Raw genomic sequence first — 16,961 nt, forward strand, 5'->3', positions numbered from 1 at the left:
AAGCGGGCAAATGGCTCCAAGCTCTTGCTCGTAGGGAGTCTCGTCTATTTGCACACTGGACAATGGGGATATTCTATGCGGCTGGATAATGGGAGCCGGATGAATCGAGAGGTTCAAGTCCGGTTCTGAGAGAGCCTGGGGGTGAAATCCCCCTGGGCTACTCACCGGAACTAAGGTTCAAGCATACCCACTGAAATAGACTACGGTACAGTATAGTAAACCATAGGTACGCATATAGTATAATATAAAAGACTGTATGGAGGTGCGGCATGGTAGACCTTCAACCTTTTTTTGAAATCCAGGAGAGACTGCTGAGCTCTGTTCCTATTAAGTTCAAGCGTTACGCATATGCGTCGATAAATTGGAATGACCCGCTTCTGGGTATCGTTGGAGCGAGGGGCTGTGGAAAGACGACTTTGCTTTTGCAGAGAATCCTTGAAAAAGGACAAAAGGGTTTCTTATACATTTCTGGAGATAACCCATTAGTTCTTAGAGAGGGAATCTACGGCATAGGAGACACATTCTTCAAGCTTGGCGGCAAGACACTTGTGGTAGATGAAGCTCATAGACAGCCAGGATGGGCAAATGACATCAAGGCCTTGCATGACTCGCATCCGGAAAAGCAGATTCACTTCTCGGGCAGCTCGAAATACTCCGTAGTGAAAGGGACCGCAGACCTCTCAAGGCGAGCAGTATTGAATGAACTCAGGCATCTCTCATTCAGGGAATTCATAAATCTGGAAAGGGGAGAAGACTTTCCAGCATTAGATCTTAGTGAGCTCCTCAAGAATCACATGGAGACTTGCAGGGAGCTTCAGAAGCTAGAACCGCTGGAACTGTTCAGGGAGTATTTGAGGATTGGTTCATATCCTTTCCGCCTTTCGTACGCATCTTACTATGAGAGACTACTTAACACTCTAGATAAGTCGATCTATCAGGATGTTGTTGAGCAAGACTCACTGAGAGGCGAGGCTTCAGCAATCATCAAGAAGATCATCGCCTTTGTAGCCACTAGTGTTGTTCCATCGATCTCCCCGGAATCGCTTTGCAAGGAGTTAGGAATAACCAAAGTCACCCTCTACAGCTATCTGGATTCCCTAGAGAGGGCAGGAGTACTGAGAAGAGTTCTTCCATGCGGGAGAGGAGTAAAAGGAATGCGCAGCGGTTCGAAAGTCTTTCTCGGCGAAACCAATCTCTATTATGCTCTTGGCCTTTCGCAATGGAATCTTGAGGCAAACATGGGAACTATACGCGAAGCCTTTTTCGTCTCACAAGTTAGTCACCTAGGGATTTGCGTACCATCAACTGGAGACTTCTCCCTGCGTGAAGAAGACAAGGAGATAACCCTCGAAGTCGGTGGTCCAGACAAGGGAAGACGCCAGCTAAAAGATTCTTCAAACGGATTCGTGCTGCGTGATGGAATCGAAATCGGATTTGGAAACACCATCCCGCTATTCCTCTTCGGGTTCCTCTATTAGAACAGACATTAGTATCAGGTTCTGTGCACTCTAGTTCGCCCGTGTAGGCCCTGCAAAACTCATTCTTGGCTTTTTTCGTCCGGATCGAGATCCTGGCCAGGAGCACGAGGATGACGACTGGCTACTCCCTCTACCCTCATTCTATACTCTCTACTTTCTCTCTTATGACAATACACAAGGATGACGTGAAGGGTCTGTCATCCCGTAGTGTTCCTGTACGGGATCTCATCTGCCCGACGCAGTCGGAACTTGCCTCGCCGAAGGCGAGACTGGCCAGGCGCAGCCTGCCTGGCCTGCATCAGCAGACTGGCTACTTTTTGCCTTCTGCTTTGCGCCTGAGAGATGGCTTCCTTCCCCTTCGGGCGAACAGCCGTTCGCCCCTACAAGAAGAATATGATTCTGAATGGGATCACAGATCAAGAAGATCGGCCTGCATTAGCAGACTGGTTTTGAGGATCTTTCCCCGCGAAGCGGAACTGGCCGCACGAAGTGCGACTGGCCTCTGCCAAGGGCAGAGACTGGCCTGCGTTAGCAGACTGGCTAATTGTCCCTCCTGCGAAGCAGCATCACTTCCTCGCGCCAGCCCTGCGTCCACCGATGCTTCTCAGTGCGTCGCTAGCTGGCACTCTCTTTGTTGGCATTGTATGCGCAACGTTTTCGGCGCATCTCGTCTAATGTCCTATAGTAGCCTCACTTGGCGTCGAATGATACTAGTTGTACTAACGTGCGTTAATATGGTATTATTAAAGCACGTAAGTACAGAGGGTGAAACGATGAATGACCTCGAGAGGATCAAACAAATCGCTGCCGAAAACAATGGTTTTGTTGAAACCTGTGATGTTGTAGCACAAGGAATTAGAAAGGAAGAGCTAAGAAGGCTTCTTGAGCTGGGACAGCTTGAGAGGGTCTCGCGGGGAATATACTTCTTATCAGAAAACATAATAGATGAGTACAAGATACTCCAGATGAGGTGCAAATCTTGTGTCTTCTCTCACACAACATCCCTCTATCTATTGGGTCTCTCAGACCGGGCACCATCCAAATACCATATTACTGTATCTCAAGGATCAAACGTAACCCATCTTTCGAAAGAGCGTAGTGATCTGGTTTTCCATTACGTGAAACGATCCCTTTTTGACCTGGGTTTGGCCAATGTCAAATCGCCTTTTGGAAACAATGTAAGGTCTTACGATTCCGAAAGAACCATCTGTGATCTGCTAAAGGAGAAAGATAAGTTTGATATTCAGATCGTCTCGAATGCCTTGAGATTTTACTTCAGAGGCGTGCATGATATTGCGAAACTATCGAAATACTCGCGGATTTTGGGAGTTGAAGATCTCTTGCATACTTATACAGAGGTTCTGCTGTGATAAACCCCGAAAAGCTGAAAAAAGAGATTCGCAAAATCGCCGCAGAGAAAGACTTGAGGGCGGGAGAGATTCTTCACATGTTCATGTTCGAAAGATTTATTGACCGACTGGCCAGATCCCGTTACAAAGAGTTCTTCATATTGAAGGGAGGGCTTCTTATCGCATCTATTGTAGGTATTGGGCAGAGAACTACAATAGATATGGATACGACGGTGAAGAACATTGCAATGAATGAAGATACGCTGAAAAAGGTTGTGAGCGAAATAATCGAAATAGCTCTAGATGATGGGGTTAGTTTTCAGTTCGAGCGAATAGTGCCTATACGCGAGGAAGACGAATACAACAACTTCCGTGTTTCTTTGGAAGCAAGATTCGGTCGAATCAGAATTCCAATGAGAATTGACATGACAACTGGAGATGCGATAACTCCCGGAGAAATCGACTACCAGTATCGCTCAATCTTCGGAGAAGAGAAAATCATCATAAAAGCATATACATTGGAAACGATACTCGCCGAGAAATACGAAACTATCTTGAGAAGAAGTGTCTTGAGTTCTCGTCCTAGAGATCTGTACGACGTTCACACGCTTTTCAGACTGAAGAAAGGCCAAATCTCCACACCGACACTAAAGAAAGCAATTGAAAACACCGCACTTAGACGACGATCATCCAATATACTCGCTGATTACGAAAGCGTTGTCTACGAACTCATGGACTCTGAGTATCAGAAAAGACTCTGGGAAAACTATCAAAATGAAAACAGCTATGCCAAAGGCATTCAGTTCAACGACGCACTTGAAACAGTGAAGATAATCGGTGACCTTCTCGAAAACTCTGATAGACTGAGTTTTCATTGAGTTGTAGCAGGACCTCCTTTCGATCCTGAGACCGAGATCCTGACCAGAAGCACGCCAGGATGACGTGAAAGGGTTGGCATCCCGTTGAGCCTTCCGCTAAATCCACTTGCTTTGTAATTCCGTAGTGTTCCTGTACGGGATCTCATCTCTTCAGTCTCTCCTTCTCTCTTACTCTCTCGCGCTCCTTAACCAAGAACCTGGACACGAAGTGTCGGAACGAAGAACCGCTCTTTACAACAACAGTTCCCAACGCTCTTGCCAGACCCTAGACCCCACAACCCTAGACCCGGCTCATACGTTCTTTTCGCAGGACGGAGAACCGTTGACGGTTGACCTGCGAGGCTTCCCGCGAAGCAGTCTCACTTCCCCGGACGTTCTTCGGCGCACCTAATCCCTATACTTTTATGTATAATCTAGATGAAAGGTAACTAATAGTGTGGTGATGTATGTGGCGCAAATTAACTTCGATAAGTTCAGACTGAAAAATATAAGAATCGCTGGATATAGACCATTTAAAGATTTCAGAGTGGGACTTTCCAGTTTGGAGGTATTGATCGGCGCAAATGCGTCCGGAAAATCAAGTCTGATGGAATTATTGCGCTTTCTGCGAAATAGTGCCTACCAGGAGATTCCGTCAGAAATCATCGAAGGTTCTTCGGGAATGAGGATCTTTCATGTTCCAGGTGACGAACGCATTGAATGGGAAGCAACTATCGATGCAGGTTTGAGTGCCGATGTGATTTATTCCGGCAGCATACTTGGCCCCATGGGTTCAATACGAGTCGACCACGAAAGGGTTGAAACTTCCCGGCCTTTATCCACAAAATACGATAAGCCTTTCCTATATATGGAGTTGAGAAATGGTGAAGGGACAATCTACGAACCGGAACTCAAGAAGCTAAAAGAGCAAAAGATTAAGCTTTTGAAGGCAAATCAGCTGGCGATAAGCACTATGAACAATCCTGGACTCTTTATGCTTTATAATCTACGTGAGTATATTCAAAGATGGAGATTCTACAACTCTTTCAGAATGAGCAACGAACTACTAAGGCGTCCATCCATTACAGAACAGGAACCGATACTTCATGAGGACGCTGGCAACTTGAGTGCAGTGCTTCTCTATCTACAGACAGAGTATCCTGAAATCTTTGAAAGAGTGAAGTTCTATCTTGGGCTGATGCTGCCAAGTTTCAGAAACATCACTGTTAAGGCTAGAGGAGCACCCGGCCAAGTTATGGCGTTTTGGTCAGAGGACTCCGTTAAAGAAGAACTGACATTGGCCGATCTTTCTGATGGAACACTGAGGATACTATGTTGGGCCCTCATATGTCTTCACCCATTCCCACCAACTCTTGTTTTTGTTGATGAACCTGATCAAGGAATCCATCCTCGAGTATATCCAGTTTTGGCTGAACTATTCAAAGAATTGAGTGACAAGACGCAGGTTTTGCTCACTACTCATTCATCATACTTTCTTTCCATGTTCGATATAGAGAATATCCTTGTGTTGAAGAAGGCAGAAGGCGACATAAAATCACTGAAGCCGTCAACTTCACAAGCCCTTATCGACAATCTCAAAGAATTCGGAGATCAGGAGTTAGAGATAATGCACCGGTCCGGAGAGTTCGAGATGATAGGAAAATGAACCAACTGATGGTTTATGTTGAAGGAGAGTCTGACAGGCTCGCCTTGACGACACTTATGAAACCCTTAATTGAAAAAAAGAACTCAGAGGGCATTGCTATAGAATTTGCAAGTGTTGGTCAGTCGGATAACATGTCGAACAACAAAAGAGCTCTGTTGGTAAAGTATCCTAGAAAGGCTTACCAAATCATGAGAAATAACAGGGAAAGCGCGGTCGTTCTTTTGCCCGACCTGTATCCTTACAATGTAGGTGTTCCTCACACAAGTTATTTACAGCTGCGCAATGGCGTTATGAACGCATTCGCCGCTATGCTTTCCGAAAGTGAAAACGAGCTGAAAAGCAGATTCGAAGTATTCTGCTTTAAACATGATCTAGAGGTTTTGTTGCTTGCAGCTTTTGATCAACTTCAAGAATGCCTTGGCATGAATATCCGCAAAACGTGGTCCAGAGAAGTTGAAGAACAGGACGACAACAATCCACCAAAAAAATCATCGAGAGTCTCTTCCGAAAGGCGAAAAAGCGGTACGGAAAGACAACGGCTGCAGAAATACTCAGAAAAGCATCATTGGAAGACATCCGCCTGAAATGCCCTCAGAGCTTTGCTCCATTTTTGGAGTACATAGAGAAACTAAAACCCTGAATCGATAGGCATTATTATACTAAACACTGATTTCACTTGAGACTATTGGTTCATCCGCAACTTGGCATTTCATCATCGCGAACTAAATCGGTTATCGGGCGAACAGCCGTTCGCCCCTACAAGAAGAATATGATTCTGAATGGGATCACAGATAAAGAAGATCGGCCTGCATTAGCAGACTGGGTTTGAGGATCTTTCCCCGCGAAGCGGAACTGGCCGCACGAAGTGCGACTGGCCTCTGCCAAGGGCAGAGACTGGCCTGCGTAGCAGACTGGCTTATTTTCCCTCCTGCGAAGCAGCCTCACTTCTGCTCTTGCGAGACCCTAGACCCGGCTCATACGTTCTTTTCGGAGGACGGTGGACCATTGACGGTTGACCTGAGAGGCTTCCTGCGAAGCAGCATCACTTCTTGAATGTTCTTCGCCAGCCTTGCTCAACCGTTCCGGCGGCTGTGATAGAATTTCATTGAGGTGATACTATGCAAGATCTAGAAAGAGTTTTACAAGCATTGCGTGGAAATCTTCCAGAACTAAGAGATCGTTTCTCTGTCTCGAAGATAGGGGTTTTTGGTTCGTATGTGAAAGGAAATCAGTGCGACGACAGCGACGTAGATATCTACGTAGAGTTTGACAGGGTGCCTGGTTTAGAATTCATGGACCTCTCAGAGCAGCTTGAACGCATCGTACTAAAGAAGGTTGATTTACTAACTCCTTCTGGGTTAAAGAGCATACGAAACGCCCGAATTAGGCACGATATAGAGCAGTCAATAAGATATGTCTAAAAGAGGAATCGGTGAGATCCTTGAAGATATGATCGATAGCATAGAACGAATTACGGCCTATGTAGAGAATATATCATATGATGAATTCACCGCCGATCTGAAGACGCAGGATGCAGTAATCAGAAACATCGAGATAATAGGAGAAGCAGCAAAACAACTCCCATATAACTTCACAGTAGCTCACAGCGACATTCCTTGGAGAGCAATAGCTGGTACAAGAGACCGACTGATTCATGACTATTCAGGTGTCAACTTTGACATAGTGTGGGCCGTCATCGTTAACGACTTACCTTCTCTTCGAGCGAGATTGATCGAGATATTTCAGAGTGAGAAGAATTCAAACGAAAAGCAATCATGATCTTCTCCTTTCCAGAGTCAATAAGATAGCCGCGCCAAAAGCGCAAGGACGATCTAAACCGAAAGATCCGCTGAACGCTGAGAAGACCCGTCCTTCGTTGTCCGTCCCAGATCACGGACCCGTCCTTCGTCAAGACCAAAGCCCAGATCCTGACCAGGAGCATTGTCAGATGACGTGAAGGGTCTGTCATCCCGTAGTGTTCCTGTACGGGATCGCATCTCGTCCGTCTAGTCCTCTCCTCATCTCGTGGTCCTTAACGAAGGGGTTCTTTTCGGAGGACGGTGAACGGCCAACGGACAACCTTGTCTAATTTGACTGGCCTGCGTCAGCAGACTGCTCTTTTCTGCCTTCTGCTTTGCGCCTGTGAGAGAACTTCCTCTTCGGGCGAACAGCCGTTCGCCCCTACAGAATCACCTAAGATTGTCATCCCGTAGAGCCTGCCCCAAAATGTTCCTGTTTGGGGGTTCTGCACGGGATCTCGCATCTAAGATCCGCTGAACGCTGAGAAGACCCGTCCTTCGTCAAGACCAAAGCCCAGATCCTGACCAGGAGCATTGTCAGGATGACTTTGAAAGGGGGATTACACTTATCATTGCTCTTTCAGATAGAGGTCTGGCTTCTTCTTGCAACTTACATCATGGAACTTGCAACGATCTTCCAGCTCGGAGGACGGTGAACTGCCAACGGACAACCTTGTCTAATTTGACTGGCCTGCGTCAGCAGACTGCTCTTTTCTGCCTTCTGCCTTGCGCCTGTGAGAGAACTTCCTCTTCGGGCGAACAGCCGTTCGCCCCTACAAGAAGAATATGATTCTGAATGGGATCACAGATCAAGAAGATCGGCCTGCATTAGCAGACTGGCTTTGAGGATCTTTCCCCGCGAAGCGGAACTGGCCGCACGAAGTGCGACTGGCCTCTGCCAAGGGCAGAGACTGGCCTGCGTAGCAGACTGGCTTATTTTCCCTCCTGCGAAGCAGCCTCGCTTCCGCTTCGGATCTTTCGAAGGACGGGTCCACGGTCTTGGACGAAGGACCAAGGACGTTTCTTTACGGCGACCAGCGTTTCTTATCCAAGCGGCTCTTCTGCCCGGCGAAGTCGGCCTTCGCTCCATTCTCAACCAAAAAACTCATTCAATGTGTCATACACTACAGGCAAATAGCTATTGTCAATATGACAAGTGATATAATATTGTTTGGGAGGGGATCGATATGCTAGACGGGAAAGCTTTAGGCGCAAGGTTGAAGGAACTACGAGTGAAGAACTCAATAACCCAGAGTCAACTGGCAGAGTATCTCGGGGTAGATCAGAGTTACATCTCGAAATTCGAAAGTGGTCAGCGACAGCTAAGTGCGCTTTCTCTGGAAAAACTTGCTCACCTTTTTGGTCTTCCTGTCGAATCGGTGCTGGAAGAAGATATTTGTTTCGTGCAGATTCCCTTTGCAATGAGAGCGAAACAGTTGGAGGCCGAGGACCTGGAATCAATTGCTGTCATAAACCGAATTGCTCTGAACCTTAGGGAAATGCAGAAAATGGCGGAGGTCAACACGTACAATGCTTGATGATATCCAGATAAATGCAAATGCTCTTTGGATGAGAAAGCAACTTGGCGAAGATGTTTTCTCTCCAATAGACATCTTCGCTGTACTTGGGAGCATAAATGACTTGACTCTTGTCTATTACCCTTTAGGCAAAAGAATCAGCGGGATGTGTGTAAGAGATCAAGACAACAAGATAATGGCTATAAACTCAGAGCAAACATACGGCAGGCAGCGCTTCACTGCGGCCCACGAGCTCTGTCACATCTACTTTCATAAAGAACTCCATAGAGTCGTCTGTCCAGCAGCATTTGATGAAAAAGACGCGGCTGAAATCGAAGCCAACAAATTCGCGTCGTATTTTCTGGCCCCGTATGAATCACTTAGAGAATTCCTTGAAAGGCGAATTCAGAAAAAAGCAGAAACAACGCTGGAAGACGTGGTACAGGTTGAGCAGTATTACGGCCTAAGCAGGCAGGCAACACTAATTCGACTTATCAGAGAAGGATATTTGACGAAAGCAAAGGCAGCTGAAATGCAAACCGGAGTTATAAAGTCAGCTCAAGAACAGGGTTATGATGTAGCCCTGTACAGACCCTCTTTTGGGGAGAAGAAAGCCACAACATTCGGCAAGTATGTGAAACTTGCAGAAACACTGAGGGAAAGAGAAGTGATCTCCGAAGGACTATATGAACAATACCTTCTTGACGCTTTCAGGTCAGATATCGTATACGGAACCGTAGAAGACGAAGAGAGATATGACTGAGCCGATATTCTTTGACACTGACTGTATTTCTTCATTCTTGTGGGTCGATAGAACAGACATATTGCTAAGTCTTTACGCTAGGCGGATCATCCTTCCAGAACAGGAATTGGATGAGCTTTCAAATCCAAGCATAAGTCATCTTTCAAGCAAAGTGAATCAGCTGCTGTCTCAAGATGAAATTAGAAAGGCTGAAATACTTGTCGGTACAGAAGAATTCAAACTTTACTACATACTGACAATAGACCCGCAGAGTGGACAGAAACGTATAGGAAAAGGCGAGGCTTCAGCAATAGCACTAGCAAAGGTACGCAAAGGAATGTTAGCAAGCAACAACTTCAAGGACATTCAGTACTATATTCAGCTATTTCATCTCAAGAACCTCACGACCCCGATGATTCTTCATACTGCGTTACTCAAAGGTTTAATAGACGAATCTGAAGGAAACACCATTTGGAGCCAAATGATCAAGAAACGACGAAAACTTCCCACCCCAACATTCACCGATTACCTCAGCACACTTTAGAAACCGCTGTACGCTTAAGAGCAAAAACCCGCTTAACGCTGTGAAGACAACGTTGTCCGTCAGCGGTCCACCGTTCTGCGAATTAGCCACATTCGTCTGAACTTGATTCAGCATCTTGTTCTTCAAATCCCGATTCTCATAACCCGGTTTTCTTAACCCGATCTAGTTAACCCGTTCTTTTGTTTCCCAGCCGATCTTGTTAACCCGCACTTCGTAACCCGCTCTATCAACCCGATCCTTTGTTTCCGCACGAAGCGGGCCTTGCGTCCGCCGATGTTCCTCGGCGCAAATCAATCCCTTTTTTCGAGCTTTTATAACCCGGTTTTGATAACCCGTTCTTGCTAACCCGCCCCTTATAAACCGATCTTTGCGTTTTTTTCGGAGGACGGCGGACCCATGACGCTTGACCTGAGAGGCTTCTTTCAAGTCTCGAATATAGTTTTTCTCCAAGCGAGGCTTCGTGTTAGACTCAAGGCGTCTTCTCTCTCTAAGATCCGTTCTTATTGTGTGGCGGGATATGAGGTTTTTGAGTACTCACTTAACGATGCTATAATTCATTTGAGTAGCTGTTTGCAACATAAACTACACTGATCAGGGAAGAACAGCTGAAGAATCAATCATCTCTATTTGTATAGCCCGTAAAACGAGCGATACCTTGGAGAAAGAACGGAGGTGGAACTTGGAAACCGAAATAATCTTTCTCGTCGAAGAAGATTCCGTTTCTGGATTTTTTGCACGCGCCTTAGGTCACCCCATATTTACTGAAGCTGAGACTCTTGAAGAGCTGAAGAAGAACATCAGGGACGCAATTAGATGTCATTTTGACGAAAGCGAGCTACCGAGGATAATTAGGCTTCATTTCGTTAAGGAAGAGGTAATTGCTCTTTGAAACTCCCTCGAGATGTAACCTTTGAAGAACTTCTGAAAGTTCTCACAAAGCTGGAGTATGAGGTCACACGTCAAACCGGCAGTCACGTGAGACTAACTACAAAGCCGAAGGGGGAGCATCATATAACTGTTCCTCATCACAGTACGCTGAAGCCAGGCACACTTAACGCCATACTTATAGAAATTGCCGGACACTTTGAAATGACAAAGAAAGACTTGCTTGAGTTTCTCTTCGATTAGTTGTTCAGTATATTTGAAGTGGTCTCTCTGGCTAAATGTGCTGTGCTCTTTGCCAGATTAAGCATCCTATTCGCAGCAGGCTTCGCCGATGAGGCAAACAACTGTAATTCTTGAGATCTCTTGAAATATGTAATGCTCTACCTTCGTAGCAGTGCAAAGAATAAGTAGATTGTAAGGATCAGGAATACTCGCGCTTGAGTTTCTCTAAGCCTTCTTCAAATGGAGAGCTTCTAGTTTGAGTTCCTCGTTTTGCCACAACCTTGAATCTCCTCAAATACTTCTAACTCACCAAGAATCTTTTTTGCGCAGGAAAGCTAAGTATCATGCTGATTGGTTGAAAGAACCGAGCCGCCTAAATCACAACGTTCGTATCAATAACGACCTTCATCTTTCATCTCTTTTCTCAACTCGTCTAGAACTTGCAGCCCCTCTTTTTCACTGAGCCCGATCTTTTCTGCTTCCTCTTGCGCCTTTGAAAGATAGTATTTCATTAAGTCTTCCTTAGAGATGGGTGATATCTTCATCACCGGAACTCCACGCCTTAAAATGAGAAGTTCTTCATTTATGTCAACAATCTCGCTGAACCTGTTTCGAACATCTCTAACATTAACCGTCTTCATTACAATCACCTCAATATTATTGTATCACTGATGTGCTAAGTAGTGATACAGATGTATCACGTTTACAATCAATCAAATCAACCTCCTAAGAATGTTCGTTTGAGCGGCAATGTGGCGATCCTCCACCGCTCGGAGGACGGTGAACGGCCAACGGACAACCTTGTCTAATGCGACTGGCCTGCGTCAGCAGACTGGCTACTTTTTGCCTTCTGCCTTGCGCCTGTGAGAGGGCTTCCCCTCTTCGGGCGAACAGCCGTTCGCCCCTACAAGAAGAATATGATCCTGAATGGGATCACAGATCAAGAAGATCGGTAGGCAACTCTTCGCTTTGTTCCTGGCGCGTAGGCGTCAGCATCACTTACCCGGATGTTTCTCCGGGCATCACTTCCTGCGAAGCAGCCTCACTTCCTGTGATGCTTTCCCCAGCGTACAGCCTTCAGCGACCAGCGTAAAGCGGTTTTTCCGTCCGGCGTAGCCGGAACTGGCCGCACGAAGTGCGACTGGCCTCTGCCAAGGGCAGAGACTGGCCTGCGTAGCAGACTGGCTTATTTTCCCTCCTGCGAAGCAGCCTCACTTCCGCTTCGGATCTTTCGAAGGACGGGTCCACGGTCTTGGACGAAGGACCAAGGACGTTTCTTTACGGCGACCAGCGTTTCTTATCCAAGCGGCTCTTCCGCCCGGCGTAAACGGAACTGGCCGCACGAAGTGCGACTGGCCACCGAAGGTGACTGGCGTGCGAAGCACACTGACTCCCAAATAGTCCTGCGGTCTGTCCCATTTTTCGCGTCTCTCGCGCTTCCGAAGTACGCTCTCATGCTTCTCTAATTCTTATTCTGTTTTCGCTTACAATCATTATCTTCCCGGTTGCGGAGCTTTTTTTGAGCAGAGGAATTAGTTTTTCGAGCGCTTCAAGAACTGCCTCTCTTGATTGGGTCTTGAGACGAAATATAATTATTCCTGGAATCTCGGTGCGACTAAGCAGCGTGATGTCGGAGAAATCAAGATCCTGAGTTACGAGAACTCTATTCTCATTTCCGCAAACCATAAGAATACACTCATCAGTTGCGCCAGCGAGTTGCTCTTCTATCACGTTAGCGGCATCGAAATCGTTCTTGCGAAAGAGCGCAAGCGCAGCTTCGGGAAGATTTTCATCGAGCTTGAACTTCTCTTTCAAGGCAGAATCTCAACTCGCTCTTTTGTAAGCAGAGAAGCATATTCGATAGCGGCGATAATGTCCTCACGAACCAACGAAGGATATTGATCGATAATTTGCTCGAAACTATGTCCGGCCGCAAGCTCATCCAGTATGAGAGAAACAGGAATCCTGGTTCCCTTTATACAGGCTTTGCCATGACATATATTTGGATCTAGAACAACTCTTTGAATACCTGCCATAGAAGCCTCCTCATCTGTTTGAATCAATTATAGCATCGTGACAACAATCGGCTATAAGGTATCTTCTCGCTCTTTCGAAGGACGGAGACGACGGATCGGGGTCCGGCATGACGGGAAGAGAGAAGGACTGTCATCCCGTAATGGTTCTATACGGGATCTCGCTCTTACCGTTGAAAGAGTAGATAATGAAAGAGGATACATTGAAGAAGGTTGTTTCTGAAATAATAAACACAGAGCTTGATGACGGGGTTAGTTTCAAATACGAACGTATGATGCCAATTCGCGAAGAAGATGAATACAACGACTTCAGGGTATCAATCGAAGCTTGATGCGGCAAAATCAGAGTCCCGATGAGAATCGACATCACAACGGGAGACATAATAACTCCCCGAGAAATCGACTATCAGTATCGCTCAATTTTCGGAGACCAGATAATCTTCATAAAAGCATATACTTGGAAACTATACTCGCAGAGAAATACGAAACAATATTGAGAAGAAATTTGTTGAGTTCTATTTTTCGCTGTTGTATTTTTGCCGTGCTGGATCAACTTAACTACCAGTGTATAATAGTGGTAGTCGAAACAAACCGGAGAGTGATTCCTTGAAGAGGGCAATTCAATGTTTTAGAGCAAGAAAGGGATACGCAACAACGGGTAGCCTAAAAGAATCTGGAGTGCATTCAAGGACCCTGGTCAAGCTCCTGGATGCTGGACTGGTTGTTAGAATAAAGCCAGGTCTTTATAGGCTAAAAGAGCTTTCTGATAATGATTACGTTTCGTATGTGGACGTGTGCACGGCCGTTAGAACCGGAGTAATATGCCTGCTTTCTTCGGCAGACTATTACGGCCTTTCAACATTTACACCTAAGAGAGTTCATGTTGCCATTCCTCACGACTACAAGAGACCGGTAGTAGAGCTTCCTCCAACGAAATTCTTCATGTTCAGAGAGAGGAGCTACTCATTTGGTATTGAGACTGTAGATACTGAGATAGGATCTTTCAAAATATATAACCGCGAAAAGACAGTGTGTGACCTTTTTCGCATGAGGAAGAGAATGGGAGAGGATATTGCGATCGAATCGCTGAAGAACTACCTCATTTCGACCAACAATAACGTGGTCTCTCTGATGAAATATGCGGAAGCGCTGCATGTACAGAACCTACTACTTCCATTAATCAAAGGAATGGTTAATGCATGAGGAAAAAATGAACAAAAACACTGCCGCTTCAGTAAAGGCACTGCTCCTCAACATCTCTAGAAGGAGCGGTACTGAACATACAGTGCTGCTTCGACGCTATGCACAAGAGCGTTTCATATTCAGGCTGTCTAAAACCCGGCATAGAGAAAAACTTGTGCTTAAAGGTGCCATGCTCTCAATCATCTTTGGATTCAATGATTTCAGACCTACGAAGGATATAGATTTTCTCTGCGTTGAGGACTCTTACTCTACCGATGAAATAAGTGAGATAGTATCTGAAGTGATATCTGTAGAGGTTGAAGATGGGATAGTATTCAACAGCTCCTTCAAGGTTGAAACGATAAAGAAGGAATCCATCCACCCAGGCAGCAGGATTATTCTTCCGTGGAACATGGAAAGGACTACAGGCAATATACAGCTAGATGTGGGATTTGGTGACGTCCAATACACAGGGCCACTCAACATGACATTTCCAACTATTCTTGGATCGGAAGAGCCTGACATAATGGTTTATTCGATTGAAACCGCTATTGCAGAGAAAATCCAGACAATCGCGAGCCTCGGTGTGACGACTAGCAGGATGAAAGACTTCTATGATATATATCATTTCTGTAAGTCCTCGGCATTCAAGTTTGAAGACCTTTCAAACTCGCTCAAATTGACCTTCATTAACAGAGATACTTCAGTGAATTCTCTTGTTGAAGTATTTTCGGAAGGCTTTATCAACAGTAAGACAATGATCGAGCAGTGGAAGGCCTTTCTTCTCAGAAATGAACTTCCGAATGAACAGAGTTTCACTCAAATAATGGAAAAGCTTAGAGTTGTCTTTTTGCCTCTAATTCAAGAAGAAGAACCCAGAGAAAGTTGGGACCCATATTCATGGTGTTGGAAATAGGCGACTGGAAGATCTTAGGCTTTAAGTAAGGCAAATAGCGGAATCCTCCAGAATATCTGGAAAAGCAAAAGTCTTTTTGAACCTTACCCAATGAAAACTGTCGGAGCAGTCCAGAATTTGACGGACTTGTCGGCCAGGTCGGAGTGATAAAATCTCTGTGCAGGCACTGTCTTCCAGTAATCCTCTTATACGGGATCTCGTTCTTCAAAACCCGGTTCTGATGACCCGCTCCTAGTAACCCGAATTTCATAACCCGTTCCTAGACGTGGCTCTTTCCCCGCGAAGCGGGCCTTGCGACCGCCGATGATCTTCGGCGCCTTGCGTCTTGCAACTCTCTTATCGGAGGACGGTGGACCTTTGACTGTTGACCTGACAGGCTTCCTGCGAAGCAGCATCACTTCTGCTTCGGATCTTTCGAAGGACGGGTCCACGGTCTTGGACGAAGGACCAAGGACGTTTCTTTACGGCGACCAGCGTTTCTTATCCAAGCGGTTCTTTTAGCCCGGCGTAGCCGGAACTGGCCAGGCGCAGCCTGACTGGCCACCGAAGGTGACTGGCCTGCGTTAGCAGACTGGCTCCTTTCTGCCTCCTGCTTTGCGCCTGTGAGATGGCTTCCCCCTCTTCGGGCGAACAGCCGTTCGCCCCTACAAGAAGAATATGATTCTGAATGGGATGACAGATAAAGAAGATCGGTAGGCAACTTTTCGCTTTGTTCCTGGCGCGTAAGTGCCAGCATCACTTCCCGACGCAGTCGGCCTCACTTCCCCGGATGATCCTCCGGGCATCACTTCCTCGCGCCAGCGAGCCTCACTTCTAAACTGACCGCCGATGCTTTTCGGCGCATTGCGACTTCACGTATGGTCTGTCCCATTTTTTGCGTGTAATCCCGTGATGCCTCTGCACGGGATCTCGAACTTAGAAACCGCTGTACGCTTAAGAACCAAGACCCGCTGATCACTGCTCAAAACAACGTTGTCCGTCAGCGGACCGCCGTCCTCCGAGAAAAGAGTTCCCTTCTCTCCAGTCTCTTCCCCTCTCCTATTCTCATAGTTCTTAACCAAGAACCTTGACGTGCAGCGTCGAAACGGCGAACCGCTCCCGAAATGCTATAATTCCAGATGAGGTGATTCAATGAAAGAACCCCGCATGATTGTTAATGAAGATGGAAAACCTGTTAGCGTGATCCTTAGTATTTCTACATATAAGAAGATTCTTGATGATCTGGAAGAACTGGAAGAGATTCGAGCATACGACAAAGCCAAGAAGTCAGCCGACGAGATTCTTCCGTTTGAAGAAGCTTTAGATAAATTCAAGCGCGAAGATGTCTGACTCATACAAACTTCTTATTCTCAGCAGAGCTGCAAAAGAACTTCAGTCGCTTCGAGAGCCAAACAATAGCAGAATCAAGCAAAGGATATTGTTGCTAGCATCGAATCTACGTCCAAGAGGTTCAAGTAAGTTGACCGGAAGAGAGGGATGGCGGATAAGAGCTGGCGACTATCGGATTATCTATGACTCAACTTTGACAGCAAAGGGGAATAAATCGCAGGAAGAAGCTCTGAAAGGTGCATAAGTACGTGGTAGATATTTGAATCGTCTTTGAAATGCGGTGCCACGTTGGTTTTGTTGTCACTTTGCTATGACTTGACGTGTACCTGTGTGGGATGATATAATATAGGTGCCATGTTTCTTAGACTGAAACACTTCAAAAACAAAGACGGTTCCACCAGGAGTTACCTGCAACTCGTAGAGAATATACGAGTAGGGAATA

Annotated in this window: 19 protein-coding genes; 16 read left to right on the plus strand and 3 right to left on the minus strand. The window is 46.1% G+C overall.

Translation table 11 applies throughout. The annotated features are described in order from the left end of the window. Positions 1–269: 269 nt before the first annotated feature. The 12 genes from B3K42_RS05945 (at position 270) to B3K42_RS06000 (ending at position 11,080) form a co-directional block, all read left to right on the plus strand. The gene (locus B3K42_RS05945; protein ID WP_292597548.1) at positions 270–1,478 is read left to right on the plus strand and encodes an ATP-binding protein; all 1,209 of its coding nucleotides are present in this window, start codon (positions 270–272) and stop codon (positions 1,476–1,478) included. Positions 1,479–2,251: 773 nt separating this feature from the next. Further along, positions 2,252–2,848, plus strand: a complete 597-nt coding sequence (locus tag B3K42_RS05950) for a type IV toxin-antitoxin system AbiEi family antitoxin domain-containing protein (RefSeq protein ID WP_292597551.1) — start codon at positions 2,252–2,254, stop codon at positions 2,846–2,848. Beyond that, positions 2,845–3,705 carry a nucleotidyl transferase AbiEii/AbiGii toxin family protein gene (locus B3K42_RS05955; RefSeq protein ID WP_292597554.1) on the plus strand — a complete coding sequence of 287 codons (861 nt, stop codon included), beginning with the start codon at positions 2,845–2,847 and terminating at the stop codon, positions 3,703–3,705. Before B3K42_RS05950 ends, B3K42_RS05955 begins: the two co-directional genes overlap by 4 nt. 448 nt (positions 3,706–4,153) lie before the next feature. Next, the gene (locus tag B3K42_RS05960; RefSeq protein ID WP_292597556.1) at positions 4,154–5,350 is read left to right on the plus strand and encodes an AAA family ATPase; all 1,197 of its coding nucleotides are present in this window, start codon (positions 4,154–4,156) and stop codon (positions 5,348–5,350) included. Next, the gene (locus B3K42_RS05965) at positions 5,347–5,934 is read left to right on the plus strand and encodes a DUF4276 family protein (protein WP_110990398.1); all 588 of its coding nucleotides are present in this window, start codon (positions 5,347–5,349) and stop codon (positions 5,932–5,934) included. Before B3K42_RS05960 ends, B3K42_RS05965 begins: the two co-directional genes overlap by 4 nt. 534 nt (positions 5,935–6,468) lie before the next feature. Next, positions 6,469–6,771 (plus strand): nucleotidyltransferase family protein, encoded by a 303-nt coding sequence (locus tag B3K42_RS05970; protein WP_292597559.1) that lies wholly within the window; start codon positions 6,469–6,471, stop codon positions 6,769–6,771. Beyond that, positions 6,764–7,129, plus strand: a complete 366-nt coding sequence (locus B3K42_RS05975) for a DUF86 domain-containing protein (protein ID WP_110990395.1) — start codon at positions 6,764–6,766, stop codon at positions 7,127–7,129. Before B3K42_RS05970 ends, B3K42_RS05975 begins: the two co-directional genes overlap by 8 nt. 1,207 nt (positions 7,130–8,336) lie before the next feature. Next, positions 8,337–8,687 (plus strand): helix-turn-helix domain-containing protein, encoded by a 351-nt coding sequence (locus B3K42_RS05980; RefSeq protein WP_110990406.1) that lies wholly within the window; start codon positions 8,337–8,339, stop codon positions 8,685–8,687. Beyond that, the gene (locus B3K42_RS05985) at positions 8,680–9,429 is read left to right on the plus strand and encodes an ImmA/IrrE family metallo-endopeptidase (RefSeq protein ID WP_110990405.1); all 750 of its coding nucleotides are present in this window, start codon (positions 8,680–8,682) and stop codon (positions 9,427–9,429) included. Before B3K42_RS05980 ends, B3K42_RS05985 begins: the two co-directional genes overlap by 8 nt. Continuing rightward, the gene (locus B3K42_RS05990) at positions 9,422–9,952 is read left to right on the plus strand and encodes a hypothetical protein (protein ID WP_110990404.1); all 531 of its coding nucleotides are present in this window, start codon (positions 9,422–9,424) and stop codon (positions 9,950–9,952) included. The genes B3K42_RS05985 and B3K42_RS05990 overlap by 8 nt, the downstream gene beginning before the upstream one ends. A 679-nt stretch (positions 9,953–10,631) precedes the next feature. Then, positions 10,632–10,841, plus strand: a complete 210-nt coding sequence (locus tag B3K42_RS05995; protein WP_099771592.1) for a 2-oxoisovalerate dehydrogenase — start codon at positions 10,632–10,634, stop codon at positions 10,839–10,841. Then, positions 10,838–11,080 (plus strand): type II toxin-antitoxin system HicA family toxin, encoded by a 243-nt coding sequence (locus B3K42_RS06000; protein ID WP_110990403.1) that lies wholly within the window; start codon positions 10,838–10,840, stop codon positions 11,078–11,080. The genes B3K42_RS05995 and B3K42_RS06000 overlap by 4 nt, the downstream gene beginning before the upstream one ends. 371 nt (positions 11,081–11,451) lie before the next feature. Here the strand turns inward: B3K42_RS06000 and B3K42_RS06005 are convergent, their stop codons facing one another. From B3K42_RS06005 to B3K42_RS06015, 3 genes are all read right to left on the minus strand, one after another. After that, the gene (locus B3K42_RS06005) at positions 11,452–11,700 is read right to left on the minus strand and encodes a type II toxin-antitoxin system Phd/YefM family antitoxin (protein WP_110990402.1); all 249 of its coding nucleotides are present in this window, start codon (positions 11,698–11,700) and stop codon (positions 11,452–11,454) included. Between the two features lie 811 nt (positions 11,701–12,511). Continuing rightward, the gene (locus B3K42_RS06010; RefSeq protein WP_110990373.1) at positions 12,512–12,874 is read right to left on the minus strand and encodes a DUF5615 family PIN-like protein; all 363 of its coding nucleotides are present in this window, start codon (positions 12,872–12,874) and stop codon (positions 12,512–12,514) included. Continuing rightward, positions 12,871–13,095 (minus strand): DUF433 domain-containing protein, encoded by a 225-nt coding sequence (locus B3K42_RS06015; protein WP_006486429.1) that lies wholly within the window; start codon positions 13,093–13,095, stop codon positions 12,871–12,873. The genes B3K42_RS06010 and B3K42_RS06015 overlap by 4 nt, the downstream gene beginning before the upstream one ends. A 200-nt stretch (positions 13,096–13,295) precedes the next feature. Here B3K42_RS06015 and B3K42_RS06020 point away from each other — a divergent pair, with 200 nt between their 5' ends. The 4 genes from B3K42_RS06020 to B3K42_RS06035 all read left to right on the plus strand — a co-directional run bounded on the left by B3K42_RS06020 (position 13,296) and on the right by B3K42_RS06035 (position 16,519). After that, complete coding sequence (locus B3K42_RS06020; protein WP_292597572.1) at positions 13,296–13,424, plus strand: hypothetical protein; 129 nt, start codon at positions 13,296–13,298, stop codon at positions 13,422–13,424. 274 nt (positions 13,425–13,698) lie between these two features. Beyond that, positions 13,699–14,295 (plus strand): type IV toxin-antitoxin system AbiEi family antitoxin domain-containing protein, encoded by a 597-nt coding sequence (locus B3K42_RS06025; protein WP_181419059.1) that lies wholly within the window; start codon positions 13,699–13,701, stop codon positions 14,293–14,295. Between the two features lie 7 nt (positions 14,296–14,302). Next, positions 14,303–15,190 (plus strand): nucleotidyl transferase AbiEii/AbiGii toxin family protein, encoded by an 888-nt coding sequence (locus B3K42_RS06030; protein ID WP_213921229.1) that lies wholly within the window; start codon positions 14,303–14,305, stop codon positions 15,188–15,190. A 1,131-nt stretch (positions 15,191–16,321) separates the two neighbouring features. Next, positions 16,322–16,519, plus strand: a complete 198-nt coding sequence (locus tag B3K42_RS06035; RefSeq protein WP_110990369.1) for a hypothetical protein — start codon at positions 16,322–16,324, stop codon at positions 16,517–16,519. Positions 16,520–16,961 lie beyond the last annotated feature (442 nt).

Source organism: Mesotoga sp. UBA6090 (assembly GCF_002435945.1).
Lineage (GTDB): Bacteria > Thermotogota > Thermotogae > Petrotogales > Kosmotogaceae > Mesotoga.

Coding starts and splice junctions, on each gene's coding strand:
- B3K42_RS05945 (WP_292597548.1), top strand. CDS start 270: ATGGTAGACCTTCAACCTTTTTTTGAAATCCAGGAGAGACTGCTGAGC.
- B3K42_RS05950 (WP_292597551.1), top strand. CDS start 2,252: ATGAATGACCTCGAGAGGATCAAACAAATCGCTGCCGAAAACAATGGT.
- B3K42_RS05965 (WP_110990398.1), top strand. CDS start 5,347: ATGAACCAACTGATGGTTTATGTTGAAGGAGAGTCTGACAGGCTCGCC.
- B3K42_RS05970 (WP_292597559.1), top strand. CDS start 6,469: ATGCAAGATCTAGAAAGAGTTTTACAAGCATTGCGTGGAAATCTTCCA.
- B3K42_RS05975 (WP_110990395.1), top strand. CDS start 6,764: ATGTCTAAAAGAGGAATCGGTGAGATCCTTGAAGATATGATCGATAGC.
- B3K42_RS05980 (WP_110990406.1), top strand. CDS start 8,337: ATGCTAGACGGGAAAGCTTTAGGCGCAAGGTTGAAGGAACTACGAGTG.
- B3K42_RS05985 (WP_110990405.1), top strand. CDS start 8,680: ATGCTTGATGATATCCAGATAAATGCAAATGCTCTTTGGATGAGAAAG.
- B3K42_RS05990 (WP_110990404.1), top strand. CDS start 9,422: ATGACTGAGCCGATATTCTTTGACACTGACTGTATTTCTTCATTCTTG.
- B3K42_RS06005 (WP_110990402.1), bottom strand. CDS start 11,700: ATGAAGACGGTTAATGTTAGAGATGTTCGAAACAGGTTCAGCGAGATT.
- B3K42_RS06015 (WP_006486429.1), bottom strand. CDS start 13,095: ATGGCAGGTATTCAAAGAGTTGTTCTAGATCCAAATATATGTCATGGC.
- B3K42_RS06030 (WP_213921229.1), top strand. CDS start 14,303: ATGAACAAAAACACTGCCGCTTCAGTAAAGGCACTGCTCCTCAACATC.
- B3K42_RS06035 (WP_110990369.1), top strand. CDS start 16,322: ATGAAAGAACCCCGCATGATTGTTAATGAAGATGGAAAACCTGTTAGC.